We start from the raw sequence: 19259 nt of genomic DNA, 5'->3' as shown, positions 1-19259 counted from the left end.
CTATGAATCAACCGCTAGCCTATGTGCATCCCGGTGCAAAGATTGCTAAGAATGTAGTAATCGAGCCATTTACCACAATTCATAACAACGTCGAAATCGGCGAAGGAACTTGGATTGGCTCCAACGTGACCATTATGGAAGGGGCTCGCATCGGAAAGAATTGTAACATTTTCCCGGGTGCCGTAATTGCTGCAGTACCCCAAGATTTGAAATTTGGAGGGGAAGATTCACTAGCCATCATCGGTGATAATACTACAGTTCGAGAATTTGTAACCATCAACAGAGGGACTATCGCTTCGGGACAAACCAAAATTGGAAGTAACTGTTTGATTATGGCTACCGCTCACGTAGCGCACGATTGCCATATCGGTGATAATGTCATCATAGTGAATGGCGTTGCCCTCGCTGGACATGTCGTTGTAGGTAATTTTGCTATTATTGGGGGATTAGCAGCAATTCATCAATTCATACATATTGGTGAACATGCCATGATTTCTGGCGGTTCTCTGGTTCGAAAAGATGTTCCACCTTATACAAAAGCGGCCAAAGAACCTTTGTCGTATGTGGGGATTAATTCGGTTGGCTTGCGCCGTCGTGGATTTTCAACCGAAAAGATTCGCGAAATTCAAGACATTTACCGCATTTTATACCAAAAAAATTACAATACCTCGCAAGCCGTCGGGATTATTGAAGCTGAAATGGCGGCTTCACCCGAGCGTGATGAAATCTTAGACTTCATTCGTAACTCATCCCGCGGAATTATGAAAGGGTATTCTGGAACCTATTAATTAAATAAACTAAATTTTAAAACATAAATTCAAATGGCATCTACGGCAGATATTCGTAACGGACTTTGTATCAAATTCAATCACGACATTTATAAAATTATTGAGTTTCTTCACGTGAAACCTGGAAAAGGCCCCGCATTCGTGCGTACTAAATTAAAATCATTAACTACTGGAAAAGTATTAGACAATACGTTTTCTGCGGGTCATAAAATCGATGTGGTTCGAGTAGAAACCCATACATTTCAGTATTTGTACAACGAAGGCAATGATTACCATTTTATGAATACCGAATCCTATGAACAAATCACGTTAAACAAGGAGGTATTGGATGCGCCTCAATTTTTGAAAGAGGGAACCAATGTAATGGTACAAATTAACACCGAAACCGATATGCCGCTGTCGGTAGACATGCCTGCTTCTATCGTGTTAGAAGTAACCTATGCCGAACCGGGTGTGAAAGGAAATACAGCGACCAATGCGACCAAACCTGCGACTGTTGAAACGGGTGCCAATGTCAATGTTCCTCTGTTTATTAATGAAGGGGATAAAATTAAAATTGATACTGCTACAGGAGATTATTTGGAACGGGTAAAAGAATAACACATGAAGTTCCCGCAAACGCATTCGTTAAAAGAAATTGCAGCCATCATCGATTCCCAATATGTGGGAGCCGATGATTTTCCTGTGGAAGGGATGAATGAAATTCATGTCGTAACGCCAGGAGACATTGTTTTTGTTGACCATCCGAAGTATTATGACAAAGCGTTGCAATCGGCGGCTACCATAGTACTCATTAACAAAGAAGTGCCTTGTCCCGAGGGAAAAGCGTTATTGATTTCCGACGATCCGTTTCGGGATTTTAACAAGCTCACCCGGTATTTCCGTCCTTTTGTGGCAGCACAAGCAGCCGTTTCTTTGTCGGCTGAAATAGGCGAAGGGACCGTAATTCAACCGAATTGTTTTATTGGAAATCACGTTCGTATCGGTAAAAATTGCATTATCCATTCCAATGTATCGATTTACGATCATACGCAAATTGGTGACAATGTGATCATTCAAGCCGGAACAGTGCTGGGTGCTGATGCATTTTATTATAAAAAACGACCCGAAGGATTTGATCAATTGCTTTCTGGTGGACGTGTAGTTGTCGAAGATCATGTGGGTATAGGTGCTTTGTGTACTATTGACCGCGGCGTCACAGGGGATACTACCATTGGAGAAGGCTCAATTTTGGACAATCAAATCCACGTAGCACACGATACCATAATCGGAAAAAAATGTCTCATTGCAGCCCAAACAGGTATTGCCGGTTGTGTAGTGATTGAAGACGAAGTCACTATTTGGGGGCAAGTGGGCACCAATAGTGGGATTACTATCGGAACCAAAGCCGTCATTCTAGCGCAATCAGGGGTGACAAAATCAGTAGCCGGTGGAATTACCTACTTTGGCACGCCCGCAGAAGAATCACGCGAAAAATTAAAACAAATGGCCTACGTCAAACGTTTGCCTGAATTGTTGAATAAAAAACCGGAATAATGCAACCGAAAGATATAGTTTTAGACTTATATAAATCAGATGTTTTATTGCATCGCGATGAAGTAAAACAGTTTTTGCATCCCGAATTAATTATCGAATGGAACAGCACCAAAGGATTTGTTCAGATGGATGCTGAAGATGTACTCAACTTAAGTGAAGAATTGAATCGGGCTTATGTTCGTTCCAAAATTCGTATTTCTCATATCATTCAAGAAGGAAATTTCGTGTCAGTGCGCTATTCCCATTTTGTAAAAACTATTGAAAATCCGAGAGAAGAGATGTTGTTGGCTAATTTCTTTGTGATTTGGGAAATAAAAGATCAAAAATTATATCGGGGCTATCAAATGAGCCAATTTGGATAATGCACAAAGCATTTTGGGGTACTGGAATCGTACGTCTTATATTGCTAGCGCATCTTTTGACCCAACTTTTTCTGTACAAAGCGTGGACATTGCATCGTGTTTTCCCTACTCTTACTGTTTTTTCATTCGCAAGCACTATTCCCAAAGAAATTCCATTTAGTATACATAGTGCTACCCTTATACTCACCGTAGTATTGTTATGGAAAATCAATTGGAAAAGGGGGATAGGGTGGTGGATGGCGCTTGTCGTGCTTACTTGGTGTTTGGATTATGTATTTTGGCAACCTTACACCTATTTTTTTTTGGCGGTGGCCGGTATCCATTGTTTCTCAACGTCGCGTGAGCGGTTTTTTACCCGATGCTTGCTGCTTCTTTCGGCACTTTATACATTCAGTGGTCTCCATAAAATCAATGGTGCTTTTTTGTATACGATTTGGGATGCCTACTTTTTAAAAAAACTTGTTGGGATTACGTCCACAGATTCCTCTTTTTTAATTTTTCATTATGCGGGATTATTGGTGGGTTTGATTGAAATCTTGTTCGGTGTAGGATTGCTGTTTCAACGCACGCGTTTTTGGGCGTTTCGCGGATTGGTAACGATGCATGGATTGATATTACTAGGGCTGTCTCCCTTAGGATTATTTTCCAATGGAGCTGTCGTACCTTGGAATCTAGCGTTGTTTGGCATCAGTGTTATGGGATGTGTTGCCTCAAAAAAGAAATTTTTTGACGCTCCGTGGCCATTGGAGTTCAAAAAGCAGGGTTTAGTAATCTTCTTTTTTTGGATCTTGCCCGTATGGGGATATTTCGGCTATTATAATCAGTATTTTTCTTTCAATGTATACAGTGGAAAAGGCAAGTCACTTTATATTTTTTTTGACCAATACAACGACTGTCCAAAACCGTTACGCCCGTATTTATACCCCAAAAAAATGGATAACCAAAAGTATTGGGTTGTGAGTCCAAAGCGTTGGTGCAAAGGCGAACTCCATCTTTTGCTTCCCAATGATGATTATATATTGAATTCATTTGCAATGGCTTACGAAAATCAATTTCCCAAATCAAAAGGCTATTGGTATGTCACATCCTATCCTTTTACAGCCGATACCTCCCACAAGATAAAAATGGGTAATCCGCTACAAGTCGGGTGTATAGAAAATTTGCAAAAAAAACGATAAAATTCTATGAATAGTGCATCCTATTCTAAATCTGTTTTCCTATTTTTGTGACACCTTTTAACAAACATATAAATAACTGTCATGAGTGTTTTAGTCAATAAAAATTCCAAAATAATCGTTCAAGGTTTTACCGGTAGTGAAGGTACTTTTCACGCGTCTCAAATGATTGAATACGGCACCAATGTAGTCGGTGGTGTTACTCCAGGTAAAGGAGGAACTACCCACTTAGATCGTCCTGTATTCAATACCGTTAAAGATGCTGTAGACCAAGCTGGAGCCGATACGTCGATTATTTTTGTTCCCCCTGCCTTTGCTGCTGATGCGATTATGGAAGCGGCTGATGCTGGGATCAAAGTAATCATTGCCATTACAGAAGGTATTCCTGTCGCAGATATGATGAAAGCTTATGACTATATCAAAAATAGATCGTGTCGCTTAATCGGACCCAACTGTCCTGGGGTAATTACTCCTGAAGAAGCAAAAGTGGGTATTATGCCTGGTTTCGTTTTCAAAAAAGGGAATGTGGGTATCGTTTCCAAGTCGGGAACGTTAACCTATGAAGCCGCTGATCAAGTGGTTCGCCAAGGATACGGTATCACTACTGCGATTGGTATTGGAGGTGACCCCATTATTGGAACCACCACCAAAGAAGCGGTCGAATTATTGATGAATGATCCTGAAACGGAATGCATCATTATGATTGGTGAAATCGGTGGTCAGTTGGAAGGCGACGCTGCTCGTTGGATTAAAGCCGACGGTAATCGCAAACCTGTAGTGGGATTCATTGCAGGTGAAACCGCTCCCAAAGGACGTACCATGGGTCATGCTGGTGCTATTGTAGGTGGGTCTGACGATACCGCTGCTGCAAAAAAAGCCATCATGAGAGAATGTGGAATTCACGTGGTGGATTCTCCAGCTGAAATTGGTAAAAAAGTAAAAGAAGTATTGGGCTAATTCTCCATTCTTGCATAAACAAAATCCCGCTGTAATCGAGCGGGATTTTTTGTTTTATTCCTATTTGTCTTTCGAATTTAATTCGGAAATGGATTCGACCATTTTATATCCGTGTAGACATTTGTCCCACTCAACGTTCGCATAAAAGCGATAACTGCATTCACCTCCTGTTGATTCAAATTGAGTTGTTGCCCAAATCCGTTAGGGCGCAGTTTGGGGTCAAGGTTGGTATTGCCTGGAGCTAAATTAATCGTACCATAATGTCCTATCGCAGCCTGAAGCGAGAGAATCACGCCGGTATGCATCATGGGACCATTAACGGTTCCGTCGGTTTTTACTAAATCGCGTAAACTAGGAGCGCGGGTAACATGAATGTCAATACCGCTTCCAGCAAGTGTTCCGATAATTCCATTGTTACCACTGTTGGGTGCGATATCAAATTCAGGAGCCGCATGACAGCCCGCACAACCCAATCCACCGCCGGTACGAATCCCTTGCGCATCAAACAGCGGAGGTGTCAAAAATAAATTTTTCCCCATATTTTCTTGATTGGTAAAATTGGGAAAAGGAACACCATCATTGGCTACTAGATTGCGCCCTTGATCGTATTTGGAGTCAAACGATTGAATACTGCGGATAAATTGCGCAAGGGCATTTTGAATTTTTGCCTCAGTAATTTCGGGGGAACCGTACACAAACTGAAAAAGCTCTTGATAGTAACTTAATCCATTAAGTTTGGTAATCAAGGCCGAAAAATCCTCATCGCCATTCGTGCCGCTGAAGCCCATCTCACCATGATTTCGAATGGGTTGGGTGGTTTGAGCTTCAAGGGAAGCAGCACGTTCATCCCAGAAAAACTTAGATTCAATCGAAAATCGCGTATTGATTAATCGCATCGAATGACGTTCCGTTAAACCATTGACGCCTGAACTCGCTACAAGTCCATCACTAAATGCATTCGCTTGTTGGTGACAAGAGGCACAAGAAATACTATTGTTGGACGACAGTTTTTTGTCGTAAAATAATACCCGTCCTAAAGTTGCTCCTTTGTTGGTAATGGGATTGGTTTGTCCGTTAAACTTGGTGATGTAACTCGGAATGGGTTGATTGGCATAGTTGGCCAAATTATCCAAATCAAGGTTAGTTCCAAAAGTTGCCTCAACGGCAGGATAAGCGGGAACGGCTACATAGTCTTCGCTTTTTTGACAAGAAAGCGCTAGAAAGCCAATCAATAGAGTTAGCGTAATTCGTTTCATACTAGGTTAGGTTGGTTTTGACACAGCAAAAAGCAGTGAATAATTGATTAGACTTGAATTACACAAAAAGGTTTACTGGACGTTAAAGATTTTTTTCAACGCGCAATTATTCGTTATATTTGACACTTTGTTAATCGATATTAAATCATTCACACATGAAATTACTCGAAGGTAAAGTAGCCATCATCACGGGGGCCAGCCGTGGGATTGGAAGTGGTATTGCAAAGGTTTTTGCGCAACAAGGAGCCCATGTGGCATTTACATACAGTTCCTCTGCCGAGTCGGCTTTGGTTTTAGAAAATGAATTGCTTGCTCTAGGGGTTAAAGCAAAAGGCTATCAATCGAATGCTGGGAGTTTTGAAGAGGCGCAACAATTGGTCGATGCCGTAATTGCCGATTTTGGTACCGTTGATGTTTTGATTAATAATGCGGGAATTACCAAAGACAATTTGTTGATGCGAATGAGTGAAGAGGATTTTGATAAAGTCATTGAAATCAACTTAAAATCTGTTTTCAATATGACCAAGGCGGTTCAAAAAATCATGTTGAAAAACCGCAACGGTTCTATTGTCAACATGAGTAGTGTGGTTGGTGTAAAAGGAAATGCGGGTCAGGCGAATTATGCAGCATCCAAAGCGGGAATGATCGGATTCACCAAATCGATTGCTTTGGAACTCGGTTCGCGAAACATTCGTTGCAATGCGATTGCACCGGGTTTTATTGAAACCGAAATGACAGCCAAATTAAATCCCGATGTAGTGCAAGGATGGCGTGATTCAATTCCGTTAAAACGCGGCGGTACGCCCGAAGACGTAGCCAATGCTTGTTTGTTTTTAGCCTCCGACATGAGTGCCTATGTCACGGGACAAGTCCTTAATGTAGATGGAGGGATGCTAACCTAATTTTTATACTAATATATGGCGATAAACACCTTGTTATGGCTTGTGCTAGCGCTTATTGTAGCGGGTGGCTTGTCGTATTTTCATTATATTTATAAAGCTAAAACTGTTAACCTAACGGTGAAGGTTTTGGCTTTTTTGCGTTTTTTGGCCATTTTTGGATTACTCCTTTTACTGATTAATCCGATTATTCGACGATCAACTTTGCAAATTCAAAAACCTCCTTTGGCTGTTGTTGTGGATAATTCGTCCTCAATCAAAGAATTAGGAGCTCAAGAGACCTCAAAAGAAATTTGGAAAAAAATCACTTCCAATACACAATTGCGAGACAAATTTGATATTCAATCGTTTTATGTCGACTCCGAGAGCCGCACTTTTTTTGACGATAGTAGTTTAACGTATCAAGGTAAAGCGTCGCGTTTGGATCTCGTCGGACCTACCGTACATAATTTGTATAAAAATTTACCGTATACAACTATTGTACTCACGGACGGGAATCAAACGTCAGGCAGTGATTATGTTTTTGGTTTTCAGGCCGATCATAAGGTTTTTCCTGTGATTATGGGCGATACTACTCAGTATTTAGACCTACGCATTGCCAAAGTAAATGCGAATAAGTATGCTTTTTACAAAAATCAATTTCCCGTAGAAATTTTTGTCAATTATAACGGAACAAAGCCTCTTCAAGCCACGTTTTCGATACGAAAGGGCACTTCGGTAGTATATCGTCAAGCGCTATCCTTTTCACCCAACAAACGTGCTCAAGTGGTCAACGCTTTGTTACCGGCCAATGTACTTGGAGTGCAAACGTATTCCGTAAACATTTCCTCGAATGAAAAGGAGAAAAACACCTACAACAATACCCAACGATTTGCGGTTGATGTGATTGATCAACGAACAGAAGTCGCTTTGATTTCAGAAATAGAGCATCCCGACCTTGGCGTATTGAAACGGAGCATTGAATCGAATGCACAACGAAAAGTAACCTTGCTTAAGCCTCAGAATGCAAGTGATTTGCAGAAATACAATATTTTGCTGTTGTACCAACCCACGGCTCGTTTTAAATCGGTTTGGGAAGCCAATAAAACCCAGCGATTGAATACGTTTATCATCACCGGAAATCATACCGATTTTGGTTTTTTAAATCAAATGCAAAAAGCAGCCACCTTTAAAATGTCTAGTCAAAAAGAGGATTATCAAGCGTCGTATCGTTCAGATTTTTCCCTCTTTGCTTCGGAGGATATCGGATTTGAACAATTTCCACCCTTAGAGAATCCTTTTGGCAATGTATCCATAAGCTCGAGCGTCCAACCGCTTTTGGAGTCGCGCATACGCACTATAGGAACTGGAGATCCGTTATGGTTTTTCACAGAAAATGAGGGACAACGAAGTGCTATGCTTCTCGGTGAAAACATTTGGAAATGGCGGGCCCATGTCTTTGTTGCTAAACAATCGTTTGAACCATTTGACCAATTTTTGGACAAAACAATGCAGTATCTTGCCTCAAATGATGCTAGAAAATCGTTGGTCGTCAATCACGAACGGTTTTATAATTCGGGGGATCCGCTCGAAATTACAGCTCAATTTTTTAATAAAAATTATGAATTTGATGCCAAAGCGCGGTTAAGTATCACATTGGTTAACAAACAGAACCAACAAAAAAAGCAATACGATTTGTTGTTGTCCAACCAATATTATAAAGTAGACTTAGAAGGGTTAACACCCGGAAAATATGCCTTCACAGTGCGCGAATTGAACACCAATACTCTTTATAGTGGGGCGTTTGAAGTTTTGGATTTTAACATTGAAAAACAGTTTGTTAATCCCAATGTAGACCAATTAAAGCAGTTGGCACAACATACGCAAGGAAGGGTTTACGTTCCGAGTCAAATCAATCAATTGATTGAAAAATTGATTGCTGATCCCAATTATCAGCCCATTCAAAAGGAACAAGTGGTCAAATCGCCATTGATTGAATGGACTTGGTTGTTGCTCCTAATTACCGTATTGTTGGCTGCAGAATGGTTTATTCGCAAGTACAACGGGATGCTTTAGCGTTGAATTGTAACTAACATACATAATTTTATTTCCTTTTTTTCTATCGACTCCCTTAATATTTGCTTAATTTAGAACAACCGTTTCACCGTAAACTTTTGTCCTATGTTACCTTTACAAAAAAAAGCCATGAAGATTTTGTTGGTTGAGGACGAACAAGGCATCGCTGACTTTATTCAGCAAGGGTTACAAGAGGAAGGCTTTCAAGTAACGCACGCTCTCGATGGAGTGCAAGGGCTCAAAAGGGTTCATGAAACCCCCTTTGATTTGTACCTTCTGGATTGGATGTTGCCCAAAATGAACGGCTTGGAGTTATGTAAAACCATTCGTGCCAAAGATGTTGAAACTCCCATTTTATTTTTGACAGCCAAAGATACTGTGCAAGAAACGATAGAAGGACTCCAAGCGGGCGCCAATGATTATATTAAAAAACCCTTTAGTTTTGAAGAACTACTCGAGCGTATCAAGGTTCATTTCAGAAATACACAGGTGGCCGAGATTTTTACCTTAGGCCCTTTTCGATTGGAACCCCACCGCTACAAGGTTTTCAATCTGAATGAAGAAATTGTACTCACCCAGCGCGAGTTTGAACTGCTCCTTTTTTTGGTGAAAAATAAAGGAAAAGTTTGCACCCGAAATCAAATTATTGAACAAGTTTGGCATATCCATTTTGAATACGATTCAGGCGTCATTGATGTATTTATGAATGCCATTCGAAAAAAGTTACAACTCACCAAAGACAGCGATTATTTAAAAACCGTTCGTGGCGTAGGGTATATGGCCGAAGCACTATGAATAAATCAACCGACATAGCCGTCAAGACTACTTATTTCAGCATTCTTGGGAATGTACTGTTGGCGCTACTTAAAGCAATCAGCGGCATTCTAGGGAATTCGTATGCGCTTATCGCAGATGCAATCGAGTCCACGACCGATATTTTTGCCTCTCTTTTGGTTTTGTTAGGGATAAAATATGCCAATCGTCCTGCCGATGCCAACCATCCCTATGGACATGGGAGAATCGAACCTTTAGTAACCTTTTTGGTAGTTGTTTTTTTGGTGGGATCCGCAGCATTCATCGCGCATGAAAGCATTCAAAACATTCAACATCCGCATGCATTGCCCCATCCTTTTACATTGGTCGTGTTGGGCGGAATCATCCTTTGGAAAGAAGTGTCATACCGCATTGTAATCCAAAAAAGTAAACTCATTCATAGTTCTTCCTTAAAAGCCGATGCATGGCACCATCGCAGTGATGCTTTGACGTCGCTAGCAGCTTTTGCGGGTATTGCTATTGCACTCTCCATGGGGCCTGGGTATGAAGCTGCCGATGATTGGGCGGCACTGTTGGCCTCGATTTTTATTGTCTACAACAGTTACCGCATTTTTCGTCCCGCTTTGGGGGAAATTATGGACGAACATTTTTACGATGATTTGGTGGATGAAATTCGACGTAAAGCCCTTCTTGTTCCAGGAATTATCACCACCGAAAAATGCTTTATTCGAAAAGCGGGCATGAAATACCATGTCGATCTTCATGCAGTAGTCGATGGAAATTTGACGGTGAAAGAAGGTCACGATTTGGCACACTCCTTAAAAGACGCGCTTCGAGAAAGCTTACCCCAATTAGGACATGTTTTAATTCATATCGAGCCCCATGATGAAATTCGCTGGAACACTTAAAAACCGTATTGCATTTTACTACATTCTCACTACGGCCATTTTGGTATTTGTAGCGTTTTTGGCGGTTTACAGTATCGTAAAAATTACGGTTTACCACGATTTGGATCGCGATATACAAACAGAGGTCAAAAAACACCTCTCAGAAATTTCTGTACAACAAGGTGTTATTAAAATTGAACATGAGGAGGAATGGCGGGAACGTGAGCACAATACATTGGATGTAAATCCAGTATTTATTCAGTTTTCCGATACGTTAGGGAAGGTTTTTGAAAAATCACCGAATCTCAAAAAACATGTATTAAAGATTCATCCCGAACAGGAAGACAAAACGCTGTACGACTGCCAGTTGGAAGGCAATCAAATTCGGCAAATTCAAGTTCCACTCTATGAAAAAGGTGAAAAAATAGGCTATCTTATTATTGCTATGTCTTTGGTCGATGGCTTGTCGGTGCTTCACAATTTGTTTGTCATTTTGGTATTGGCCTATCCCACGATCCTTTTCATTTTATTTCTCATCGCACGATCCATTGCCGGCAGAAGTATTCGACCCATTCAGAATGTGATTTCAACCGCTCGAATGATTACCCGTGACAATTTAAAATCGCGTATAACACCACCGGCCAATCGAGATGAAATTTTTACTTTGACGGATACGATAAATGCCCTTTTGGATCGCATTGAACAAGCCGTAGAACGCGAGAAGCAGTTTACCTCTGATGCCTCTCACGAATTGCGAACTCCTTTGGCAGTTATTCGAGGCACGCTGGAAGTATTGCAACGAAAACCACGATCGGTAGAGGAGTACAATCAAAAAATTAGCCACTGTATAACGGAAGTCGATCGTATAAATTCGATGATCGAGCAATTATTGGTGTTAGCGCGTTTGGAAAATCAAAAACAATCCATAACTGTAGAACCCCTTGTTTTAAACGAAATTATCAGTTCGTGTTGGACACATTTTGACGCCAAAATTAGGGACAAACAAATCCATATCAAAGAGTCGTATACCGACATTTTTGAAGTGGCCAGTGACCGATATTTTCTAACTATAATCCTCCACAATCTGGTGTCCAATGCCTTAAAGTATTCTCCAGCAAAAAGTACGATTGAAGTCACCATTCAATCGCAGTTCAACGGAACGCTAGTGTGCCTCAAAGATCAAGGTATGGGTATTAATCCAGTCGAATGGGCAACCGTTTTTCAACCGTTTTACCGCAGTAAAGCCGCCCAAGATCAACCCGAAATCAAGGGACACGGACTGGGTTTGTCGATTGTAAGTCGCTTGTGTGAACTTTTGGGTATTCAAATTTCACTCGACTCTAACGAGGGAGGAGGTACCTCGATTTTCTTGTTTTTTTCTGCCGAAAATTAAGCCGTTCTTAATTTTTTTCTGCTTGGGTTCAGCTACCTTTGTAGCACAAAAGATGAATTATGCTCCAAAGACTCATTGCTTTTAGTTTAAAAAACAAACTTATTGTCTTACTATTTACCTCAATCATCGTTGGTTTTGGTATACATTCTGTCTTTCAAATCTCTATTGGTGCCGTACCCGATGTTACCAATAATCAAGTACAAGTTATTACTACGTCGCGCAATCTTTCGACCCAAGATATCGAACAGTTTATTACCTATCCTGTAGAGATTGAAATGGCCAATTTGCCGGGAGTAAAAGAGATTCGTTCCATTTCAAAATTTGGACTTTCTGTGGTTACCATTGTTTTTGAAGACGATATGGGAACCTATTTGCCCCGACAATTGATTGCCGAAAAAATTATTGCCGCTTCTGAAAAGATACCTCCAGGATTTGGTACGCCGCAAATGGGACCGATTACTACGGGATTGGGAGAAATTTATCAATATACGCTTGAAGTTAAACCCGGTTATAAAGAGTTATACGATGCCACCGACTTACGCACCCTTCAGGATTGGCTGGTCAAAAGGCAATTGTCGGGGATTAAAGGAGTGGTCGAAATCAACACCTGGGGAGGCTACTTAAAACAGTATGAAGTAGCCATCAATCCGGCCAAACTCAAAGCGATGCAAATTGCTACATCAGAGGTATTTACAGCATTGTCATTAAACAATAGTGTTGCCGGAGGTGCCTATATTGAAAAGGTCAATCAAAGCTATTTTATACGGGGAGAAGGTAAAGTTCAATCCCTCGAGGATATTGGAAATATCGTAGTTACCAACAAGAATGGAGTGCCGATTTATGTAAAAGATGTAGCGCAAATTCGATTTGGTCATGCCAATCGTTTCGGAGCCATTACGGGCAATGGGCAAGGAGAGAAAGTGATGGGGCAAATTATGATGTTGAAAGGAGGTAACTCCAAACAGGTGATTCAAGAGGTCAAAACACGAATTGCATCGTTACAGCAATCGTTACCCGAGGGCGTGTATATCAATCCCGTTATTGAACGTTCTGAATTGGTTGGGAAAACAACATTTACAGTAACCGAAAACTTGATTTTGGGGTGTTTGATTGTCATTTTTGTTGTGGTACTTTTGTTAGGGAATTGGCGGTCGGGATTGGTCGTCGCTTCAGTGATCCCGCTTTGTTTGTTGTTTGCCATTTCGTTTATGAATGTTTTTGATATCGATGCCAATTTGATGAGTTTAGGGGCTATCGATTTTGGAATCATCATCGATGGAGCTGTTATTATCGTGGAGTTTATCGCCTTTCAAATTGCGCACAAAGCCAAGCATTTAAAACATTTAACCAAGGAAGAACAGCAACTTCAAGTCGATGCGATTACCTTCAAAAGTGCTTCCAAAATGATGAACTCGGCAGTTTTTGGACAGTTGATTATTCTTATCGTTTTTATTCCCATTTTATCCTTGTCGGGCGTAGAAGGCAAAATGTTTAAACCCATGGCGATGACTTTCAGTTTTGCCTTGATAGGAGCTATGTTGTTTTGTTTCACTTATGTTCCCGTTGTGGCCTCTTTGGTTTTGAAACCGGAGGAAGAATCCAAAGACTCCTTTACGGTTCGTTTGATTCGCCGATTAAATTCGTGGTATTTACCAACGATTCGATGGGCACTTGATAACACCAAAAAAGTACTGTACGGAGCGGGTGCGTTGCTGCTAGTGACTGTTGGACTTTTTACAACGATGGGAGGAGAGTTCATTCCCACCTTGGATGAAGGCGATTTTGTGATACAACCCGTTTTGAAAACCGGAACCTCTTTATCAAAAACCATTGCCATTACCACCGAAATTGAAAAAACAATTCTAAAGAACTTCCCTGAGGTTGAACAAGTGGTAAGTCGTATTGGTGCGGCCGAAGTACCGACCGATCCGATGAGTATGGAGGAAAGTGATGTGATTGTAAAATTGAAACCCCAAAGGGAATGGACCTCGGCTACAACCAAAGACGAATTGGCAGATAAGATTAAAACGGCTGTTGAACAACATATACCAAATATTGAAATTGAATTTACACAGCCCATTGAAATGCGGTTCAACGAATTGATCTCGGGAACACGTAGCGATGTAGCGATAAAAATTTTTGGTGAAGACTTAAATGTGTTGGCTGAACGTGCGCTTGCCATAAAAAATGCGATAAAAAATGTAGAAGGTGCTTCAGATATCATTGTTGAAAAAACAGAAGGTTTACCCCAAATGTCAGTACAATACGATCGTGCCAAAATAGCGCGTTACGGAATGAATATTGAAGCCCTTAACGACTTGATTTCGTTGGGATTTGCTGGAAAAAGTGTGGGCACTGTTTTTGAGGGTGAAAAACGGTTTGATTTGGTCATTCGTTTGGATCAAAATAACCGTCAAAGTATAGAGGATTTACGCAATCTCTATGTCACCACACCGCAAGGAGAGCAAATCCCTCTTTTTCAGTTAGCCAAAATCGAATACACCGAGGGGCCGGCTAAGATATCTCGTGACAACACCCATCGCCGTATTGTCGTGGGAATCAATGTTCGCAACCGCGACATGCAAAGTGTAGTCGATGATATTCAGAAAATAATTCAAACCCAAATTAAATTACCATCGGGATATTACATTACCTATGGCGGGCAATTTGAAAATCTAAAAAGTGCTGAAGCGCGTTTATTGATTGCGGTTCCCATCGCGCTTTTCCTCATTTTTGTATTGTTGTATTTTGCGTTTCAATCGGTACGCGAAGCCTTGATGGTTTATTCGGCTATTCCTTTATCGGCGGTAGGAGGGATCCTGTTTTTGTTTCTGCGTGATTTGCCATTTAGTATTTCGGCTGGGGTCGGTTTCATCGCTTTATTTGGAATAGCAGTACTTAATGGAATTGTGTTGATCGAACATTTTAAAGAACTTAAAAAAGAAGGAATGCAAGATATTAATGCCTTAATTTTAAAAGGAACTTCCGATCGATTGCGGCCCGTGCTGTTGACCGCTGCTGCGGCTGCATTGGGATTTTTACCTATGGCCATCTCAAGTTCGGCAGGCGCTGAAGTGCAACGTCCACTCGCCACCGTAGTCATCGGGGGATTGTTGACCGCTACCATTTTGACCCTGATTGTATTACCCGTTTTATATAAAGTTTTAGATACTAAAGAAACGAAAAAAGCCAAATTAAAAGTCAATACCAAATTACTTGTCTTGGCGCTATTTTTTTCATCTTTCTGGGGTTTTGCACAACAAAAAAATACCGAGTTGGCGGGATTGTTGGAAATAGCAACGACCAACAATGCAGCACTCAAAGCGAAGAATATCGATGTTGAACGTGCAAAAGCTGCTATCAAAACGGCCTATTCTATTGACAAAACTACGTTGTATTACAGCTATGATCAAAATAATTTAGCCTTAAACGATATTCCTATAAAAGTCTTTGGTGTGCAGCAACAGTTTAGTTTTCCTACAGTGTATGGAGCACAACGAAAAGTGCTGGAAGCCGAATATGAAAAAGAGAAAGCAGCTTTTGAAATCCAAAAGGTAGCCATTTTTCAGGAAGTTGCACAGCATTATAATACCTTGGTCTATTTGAATCATCAAAAAGAAATGTATCGCTATTTGGATAGTTTGTATCAAAATTTTTCTAAAGCCAGTGGACGAAAATTTGAATTGGGTGAAAGCAATTATTTGGAAAAAATTACCGCTGAGAGCAAGTATCGTCAAATCCACACTAAGTTGGAACAATTGGATATGGCACTAGAGGCCACGTATGCTCGGTTGCATGCGGTGTTACAAGATAAAGAGGTTCCTAGGGTTGCTACAAAAAAATTAGAACCCATAATGGAATTGGATTATAGTTCAAATAAAAGCCTTTACGAGTTTTATTTTCAAAAAGTTAGTGATGTAAACAATCGTACTATTGCGCTACAAAAACAAGGCTGGTTGCCCGATTTGAGTTTGGAATACTTTCAAGGCCGAAACAACGGATTATCATCCTCATTGTATGGCTTTCAAGTAGGGGTTTCTGTTCCCTTATTTTTTGGGGCTACGCAAGCCAAAATAAAAACAGCGCAATTGGAGCAACAACGTTGGGAATTTCAGAAGCAGCATGACATTCAACGTTTAGCGCAAACGATCAAAGCCCAACAAAAAGAACTTGAACGGTATCAAAAAGCCATGCAATATTACCAGGATACCGGGAAACAATTGGCCGATGAAATTACCAAAGTAGCCGATCGAAGTTTTAAACAAGGTGAAATTGACTTTTTTCAATACATCATCAGTTTGGAGAATGCAACCGAAATTCGTGCCGCCTATTTGGATGCGGTTTACCATTATAATGCCCTTCATTATCAATTACAGTATTTGACACTTCCTTAATTATGAAAAAAATAATCGTAATACCGCTGATTTTACTCGCACTAGGGTGTAAAAACGAATCGACTACTTCTGAGGAAATAGCGCAAGATACAGGCTATGTAACCGTGTCACAACAGCAATTTAATACCATGGAGATGGCCCTGAGTACGCCTGTTTTCAAGGATTTCGATGTCACCATCAAAGCTTCGGGAAGAATAGATGTTCCTCCAAAAAATCGGGCAAAAATCACAACTTATATCGGAGGGTTTGTGAAGTCTTCCAACCTGTTGATAGGGGATAAGGTGCAAAAAGGACAGGCGTTATTGACTATTGAAAGTCCCGAGGTGGTCGATATGCAGAAAGAGTATCTCACCGTAGCCCGACAGATTTCTTTTTTAAAGTCGGAATTCACACGGCAAAAAACCTTATACGATGAAAAAATTACCTCACAAAAGAATTACTTAAAAGCCGAAAGCGACTATAAAACGGCTTTGGGTCAATACCAAACATTGCGGCAAAAGTTGGTGATGTTGCATATTAACCCCAATGCAGTTGAGCAGGGTAAAATAGCTTCAACAATTACGTTGTATGCTCCAATTTCGGGTGATGTAATTGCGGTAAATGCAACTGTCGGAATGGCTGTCAATCCGTCGGAATCGTTAATGGAAATTGTCAATACCCGCGAATTGCATGTCGAATTGAGTGTTTTTGAAAAAGATATTTTACAAGTAAAAGAAAATCAGTTGATCAAGTTTACTGTTCCTGAAGCATCTCAAAAAGAATATACAGGAAGTGTTCATTTGATAGGTAAATCAATAGAAGGTACTGAGCGCACTACCAACGTACACGGACATTTGGATGAAAAAGAAAAACAAGAACTACTAACAGGAATGTTTGTTGATGCTCGTATCGTGATTGATCGCAAAAAAGGGTATGCAATTCCGAAAGACGCGGTAGGAAAAACGAATGACAAATATTTTGTACTTTTATTTCATCACAAAGATGCCAAAGGATTCCATTTTACCAAAGTGCCTGTTCAACTGGGCGGTACCTCCGAGGATTTTGTGGAAATAATATTGAAAGGAAAAATTAATCCCAAAGCGAAACTTCTGGTTAAAGGAGTTTTTGATGTAACCAACTAAGCATGAACGCATCGCAACTAGAAACACAACTGCAAACCGAAGTCGACACGGCATTTTTGTACCGAAGTATTGCAGCGGTGCAAACGGATGCGAATTTGCAGAAAGTTTTAGAGGCGTTAGCGGCAATTGAGGATGCACACGCCAATCATTTTTATAAAGAATTGTTACAGGGAAATGCACAAGCTATTTTTCCTAAGCCTTCTCGACGCGCGCGATTACAATTGCGTTTGGGTAAACTATTTGGCTACAATGCCATAATTAGTAGTTTGGCTAGTGTAGAAAAGCAAATGGCAACTTCATCGGTACGAAGTAAGCAAAAAACAGGAGAACCGGTTTCAGGATTTGAACACAACCATTTGCGGATCATTGAAGCGGTTAGTGCAAACGAAGCCCTAAATGTATCGGGAGGTTTGCTTTCGAAGTTGGAAAGTCGGCACAAATCGGTAGGAGGAAATGCGCTTCGTGCGGCAGTGTTGGGCGCCAACGATGGGTTGGTATCCAACATGAGTTTAGTGATGGGAGTTGCAGGTGCTGCGGCACAAAATGATACAATTTTATTAACGGGAATTGCGGGCTTGTTGGCGGGAGCTATTTCGATGGCTTTGGGTGAATGGTTATCAGTGCAAAGTTCACGCGAATTACACAAACGGCAAATTGACTTGGAAATGAGCGAACTCGAAGCCTCCCCCGAAGAAGAAAAGAAAGAGTTGGTTTTGTTGTATCAGGCGAAAGGGTTGTCTGAAAAAGAAGCACAGCAATTGGCAGATAAAGCATTTGCCACACCTGAATCGGCTTTAGATACCCTAATTGTTGAAGAATTAGGCATTGACAAAGACGAGTTAGGCGGTTCGGCTTGGGAAGCTGCGATTACCTCTTTTATTTTGTTTGCCTTCGGTGCGATTATTCCTCTTTTTCCATTCTTTATCCTTTCGGGGCATCAAGCGGTATTGCTTAGTTTAGCATCGAGTGTGGTAGGTTTGTTTACTATTGGAGCCTCCATCACCTTGTTTACGGGAAAATCGATTTGGTTTTCGGGGATGAGACAAATCCTATTTGGGTTAACCGCAGCCGCAATAACGTATGGCATTGGGGCATTGATAGGCGTGCAATTGGCTGGATAATACAATTTTAATTTTTATATATTTTACTTATGAACGAAGCACATTTACATTTGGTAGTCAATCATTTTCCTATTGTGGGCGTAATTTTTGGATTTTTACTCTTGGTAGGCAGTTTGGTTTTTCGCAACAAAACATTACAAAACACGGCTTATTTTTTATTCATTATCAGCGCTATAACCACTTTAGTCAGTATGCAAACTGGTGAGGGTGCTGAAGAGATTGTAGAAGAACTGCCCGAAATTGGACACGATATCATCCATGAACATGAGGAAATCGCTGAAAAAATGGCATTGGTTATGTATGCCTTAGGCGGAATTTCCTTGGCAGGTTGGTATATGAACACAAAAGAAAATGCCAAAGCAAAATGGGTGGCGGTTTTGGCAACACTAGTCGCTATTGCAGGAATGATTTTGGGAAGTTTAACGGGTACCAGTGGGGGCGAGATTCGTCACACGGAAATTCGCGAAGCTTCAACACAAAGTTCAGCCACTCAAGAAACAGCCCCTAAAGGCCATGACGAGTAAATAGGTGAACTTTGAGG

16 protein-coding genes are annotated in these 19259 nt (G+C 40.8%); 15 read left to right on the top strand and 1 reads right to left on the bottom strand.

The window, feature by feature from the left end; genetic code table 11:
- Window positions 1–2 precede the first annotated feature (2 nt).
- The 6 genes from lpxA (at window position 3) to sucD (ending at window position 4818) form a co-directional block, all read left to right on the top strand.
- Window positions 3–788 carry an acyl-ACP--UDP-N-acetylglucosamine O-acyltransferase gene (gene lpxA, locus O9316_RS01860; RefSeq protein WP_073362287.1) on the top strand — a complete coding sequence of 262 codons (786 nt, stop codon included), beginning with the start codon at window positions 3–5 and terminating at the stop codon, window positions 786–788.
- A gap of 33 nt (window positions 789–821) precedes the next feature.
- A complete protein-coding gene (gene efp, locus O9316_RS01855; protein WP_298204961.1) occupies window positions 822–1388 on the top strand; it encodes an elongation factor P in 567 nt (188 codons plus the stop codon).
- A gap of 3 nt (window positions 1389–1391) precedes the next feature.
- On the top strand, window positions 1392–2324 hold the full coding sequence (locus tag O9316_RS01850) for a UDP-3-O-(3-hydroxymyristoyl)glucosamine N-acyltransferase (protein ID WP_298204960.1): 933 nt from the start codon (window positions 1392–1394) through the stop codon (window positions 2322–2324).
- On the top strand, window positions 2324–2686 hold the full coding sequence (locus tag O9316_RS01845) for a nuclear transport factor 2 family protein (RefSeq protein ID WP_298204959.1): 363 nt from the start codon (window positions 2324–2326) through the stop codon (window positions 2684–2686). Before O9316_RS01850 ends, O9316_RS01845 begins: the two co-directional genes overlap by 1 nt.
- Window positions 2686–3864 carry a hypothetical protein gene (locus O9316_RS01840; protein WP_298204958.1) on the top strand — a complete coding sequence of 393 codons (1179 nt, stop codon included), beginning with the start codon at window positions 2686–2688 and terminating at the stop codon, window positions 3862–3864. Before O9316_RS01845 ends, O9316_RS01840 begins: the two co-directional genes overlap by 1 nt.
- Before the next feature lie 81 nt (window positions 3865–3945).
- Window positions 3946–4818, top strand: coding sequence for a succinate--CoA ligase subunit alpha (sucD, locus tag O9316_RS01835; RefSeq protein ID WP_287782276.1), 873 nt, complete (start codon window positions 3946–3948; stop codon window positions 4816–4818).
- A gap of 77 nt (window positions 4819–4895) precedes the next feature.
- Here sucD and O9316_RS01830 read toward each other — a convergent pair whose 3' ends face one another.
- On the bottom strand, window positions 4896–6074 hold the full coding sequence (locus O9316_RS01830; protein ID WP_298204957.1) for a cytochrome c peroxidase: 1179 nt from the start codon (window positions 6072–6074) through the stop codon (window positions 4896–4898).
- 155 nt (window positions 6075–6229) lie between these two features.
- Here O9316_RS01830 and fabG point away from each other — a divergent pair, with 155 nt between their 5' ends.
- From fabG to O9316_RS01785, 9 genes are all read left to right on the top strand, one after another.
- Window positions 6230–6976, top strand: a complete 747-nt coding sequence (fabG, locus tag O9316_RS01825; RefSeq protein ID WP_298204956.1) for a 3-oxoacyl-[acyl-carrier-protein] reductase — start codon at window positions 6230–6232, stop codon at window positions 6974–6976.
- A 15-nt stretch (window positions 6977–6991) separates the two neighbouring features.
- Window positions 6992–9028 carry a hypothetical protein gene (locus tag O9316_RS01820; protein ID WP_298204955.1) on the top strand — a complete coding sequence of 679 codons (2037 nt, stop codon included), beginning with the start codon at window positions 6992–6994 and terminating at the stop codon, window positions 9026–9028.
- Window positions 9029–9157: 129 nt separating this feature from the next.
- On the top strand, window positions 9158–9823 hold the full coding sequence (locus O9316_RS01815) for a response regulator transcription factor (RefSeq protein ID WP_298204978.1): 666 nt from the start codon (window positions 9158–9160) through the stop codon (window positions 9821–9823).
- On the top strand, window positions 9820–10710 hold the full coding sequence (locus tag O9316_RS01810) for a cation diffusion facilitator family transporter (RefSeq protein ID WP_298204954.1): 891 nt from the start codon (window positions 9820–9822) through the stop codon (window positions 10708–10710). Before O9316_RS01815 ends, O9316_RS01810 begins: the two co-directional genes overlap by 4 nt.
- On the top strand, window positions 10685–12082 hold the full coding sequence (locus O9316_RS01805) for a HAMP domain-containing sensor histidine kinase (protein ID WP_298204953.1): 1398 nt from the start codon (window positions 10685–10687) through the stop codon (window positions 12080–12082). Before O9316_RS01810 ends, O9316_RS01805 begins: the two co-directional genes overlap by 26 nt.
- 59 nt (window positions 12083–12141) lie before the next feature.
- Window positions 12142–16476: a CusA/CzcA family heavy metal efflux RND transporter gene (locus tag O9316_RS01800; protein WP_298204952.1), complete on the top strand. Its 4335-nt coding sequence runs from the start codon at window positions 12142–12144 to the stop codon at window positions 16474–16476.
- Window positions 16477–16478: 2 nt separating this feature from the next.
- A complete protein-coding gene (locus O9316_RS01795) occupies window positions 16479–17597 on the top strand; it encodes an efflux RND transporter periplasmic adaptor subunit (RefSeq protein WP_298204951.1) in 1119 nt (372 codons plus the stop codon).
- 2 nt (window positions 17598–17599) lie between these two features.
- Window positions 17600–18718, top strand: coding sequence for a VIT1/CCC1 transporter family protein (locus O9316_RS01790; RefSeq protein ID WP_298204950.1), 1119 nt, complete (start codon window positions 17600–17602; stop codon window positions 18716–18718).
- 29 nt (window positions 18719–18747) lie between these two features.
- Window positions 18748–19242, top strand: coding sequence for a DUF2231 domain-containing protein (locus tag O9316_RS01785; RefSeq protein ID WP_298204949.1), 495 nt, complete (start codon window positions 18748–18750; stop codon window positions 19240–19242).
- Window positions 19243–19259 lie beyond the last annotated feature (17 nt).

Source organism: Flavobacterium sp. (assembly GCF_027533505.1).
Classification (GTDB): Bacteria; Bacteroidota; Bacteroidia; order Flavobacteriales; family Flavobacteriaceae; genus Flavobacterium.
The sequence above is the reverse complement of the archived record's forward strand: the minus strand, read 5'-3'. Positions and strand labels throughout refer to the sequence as shown.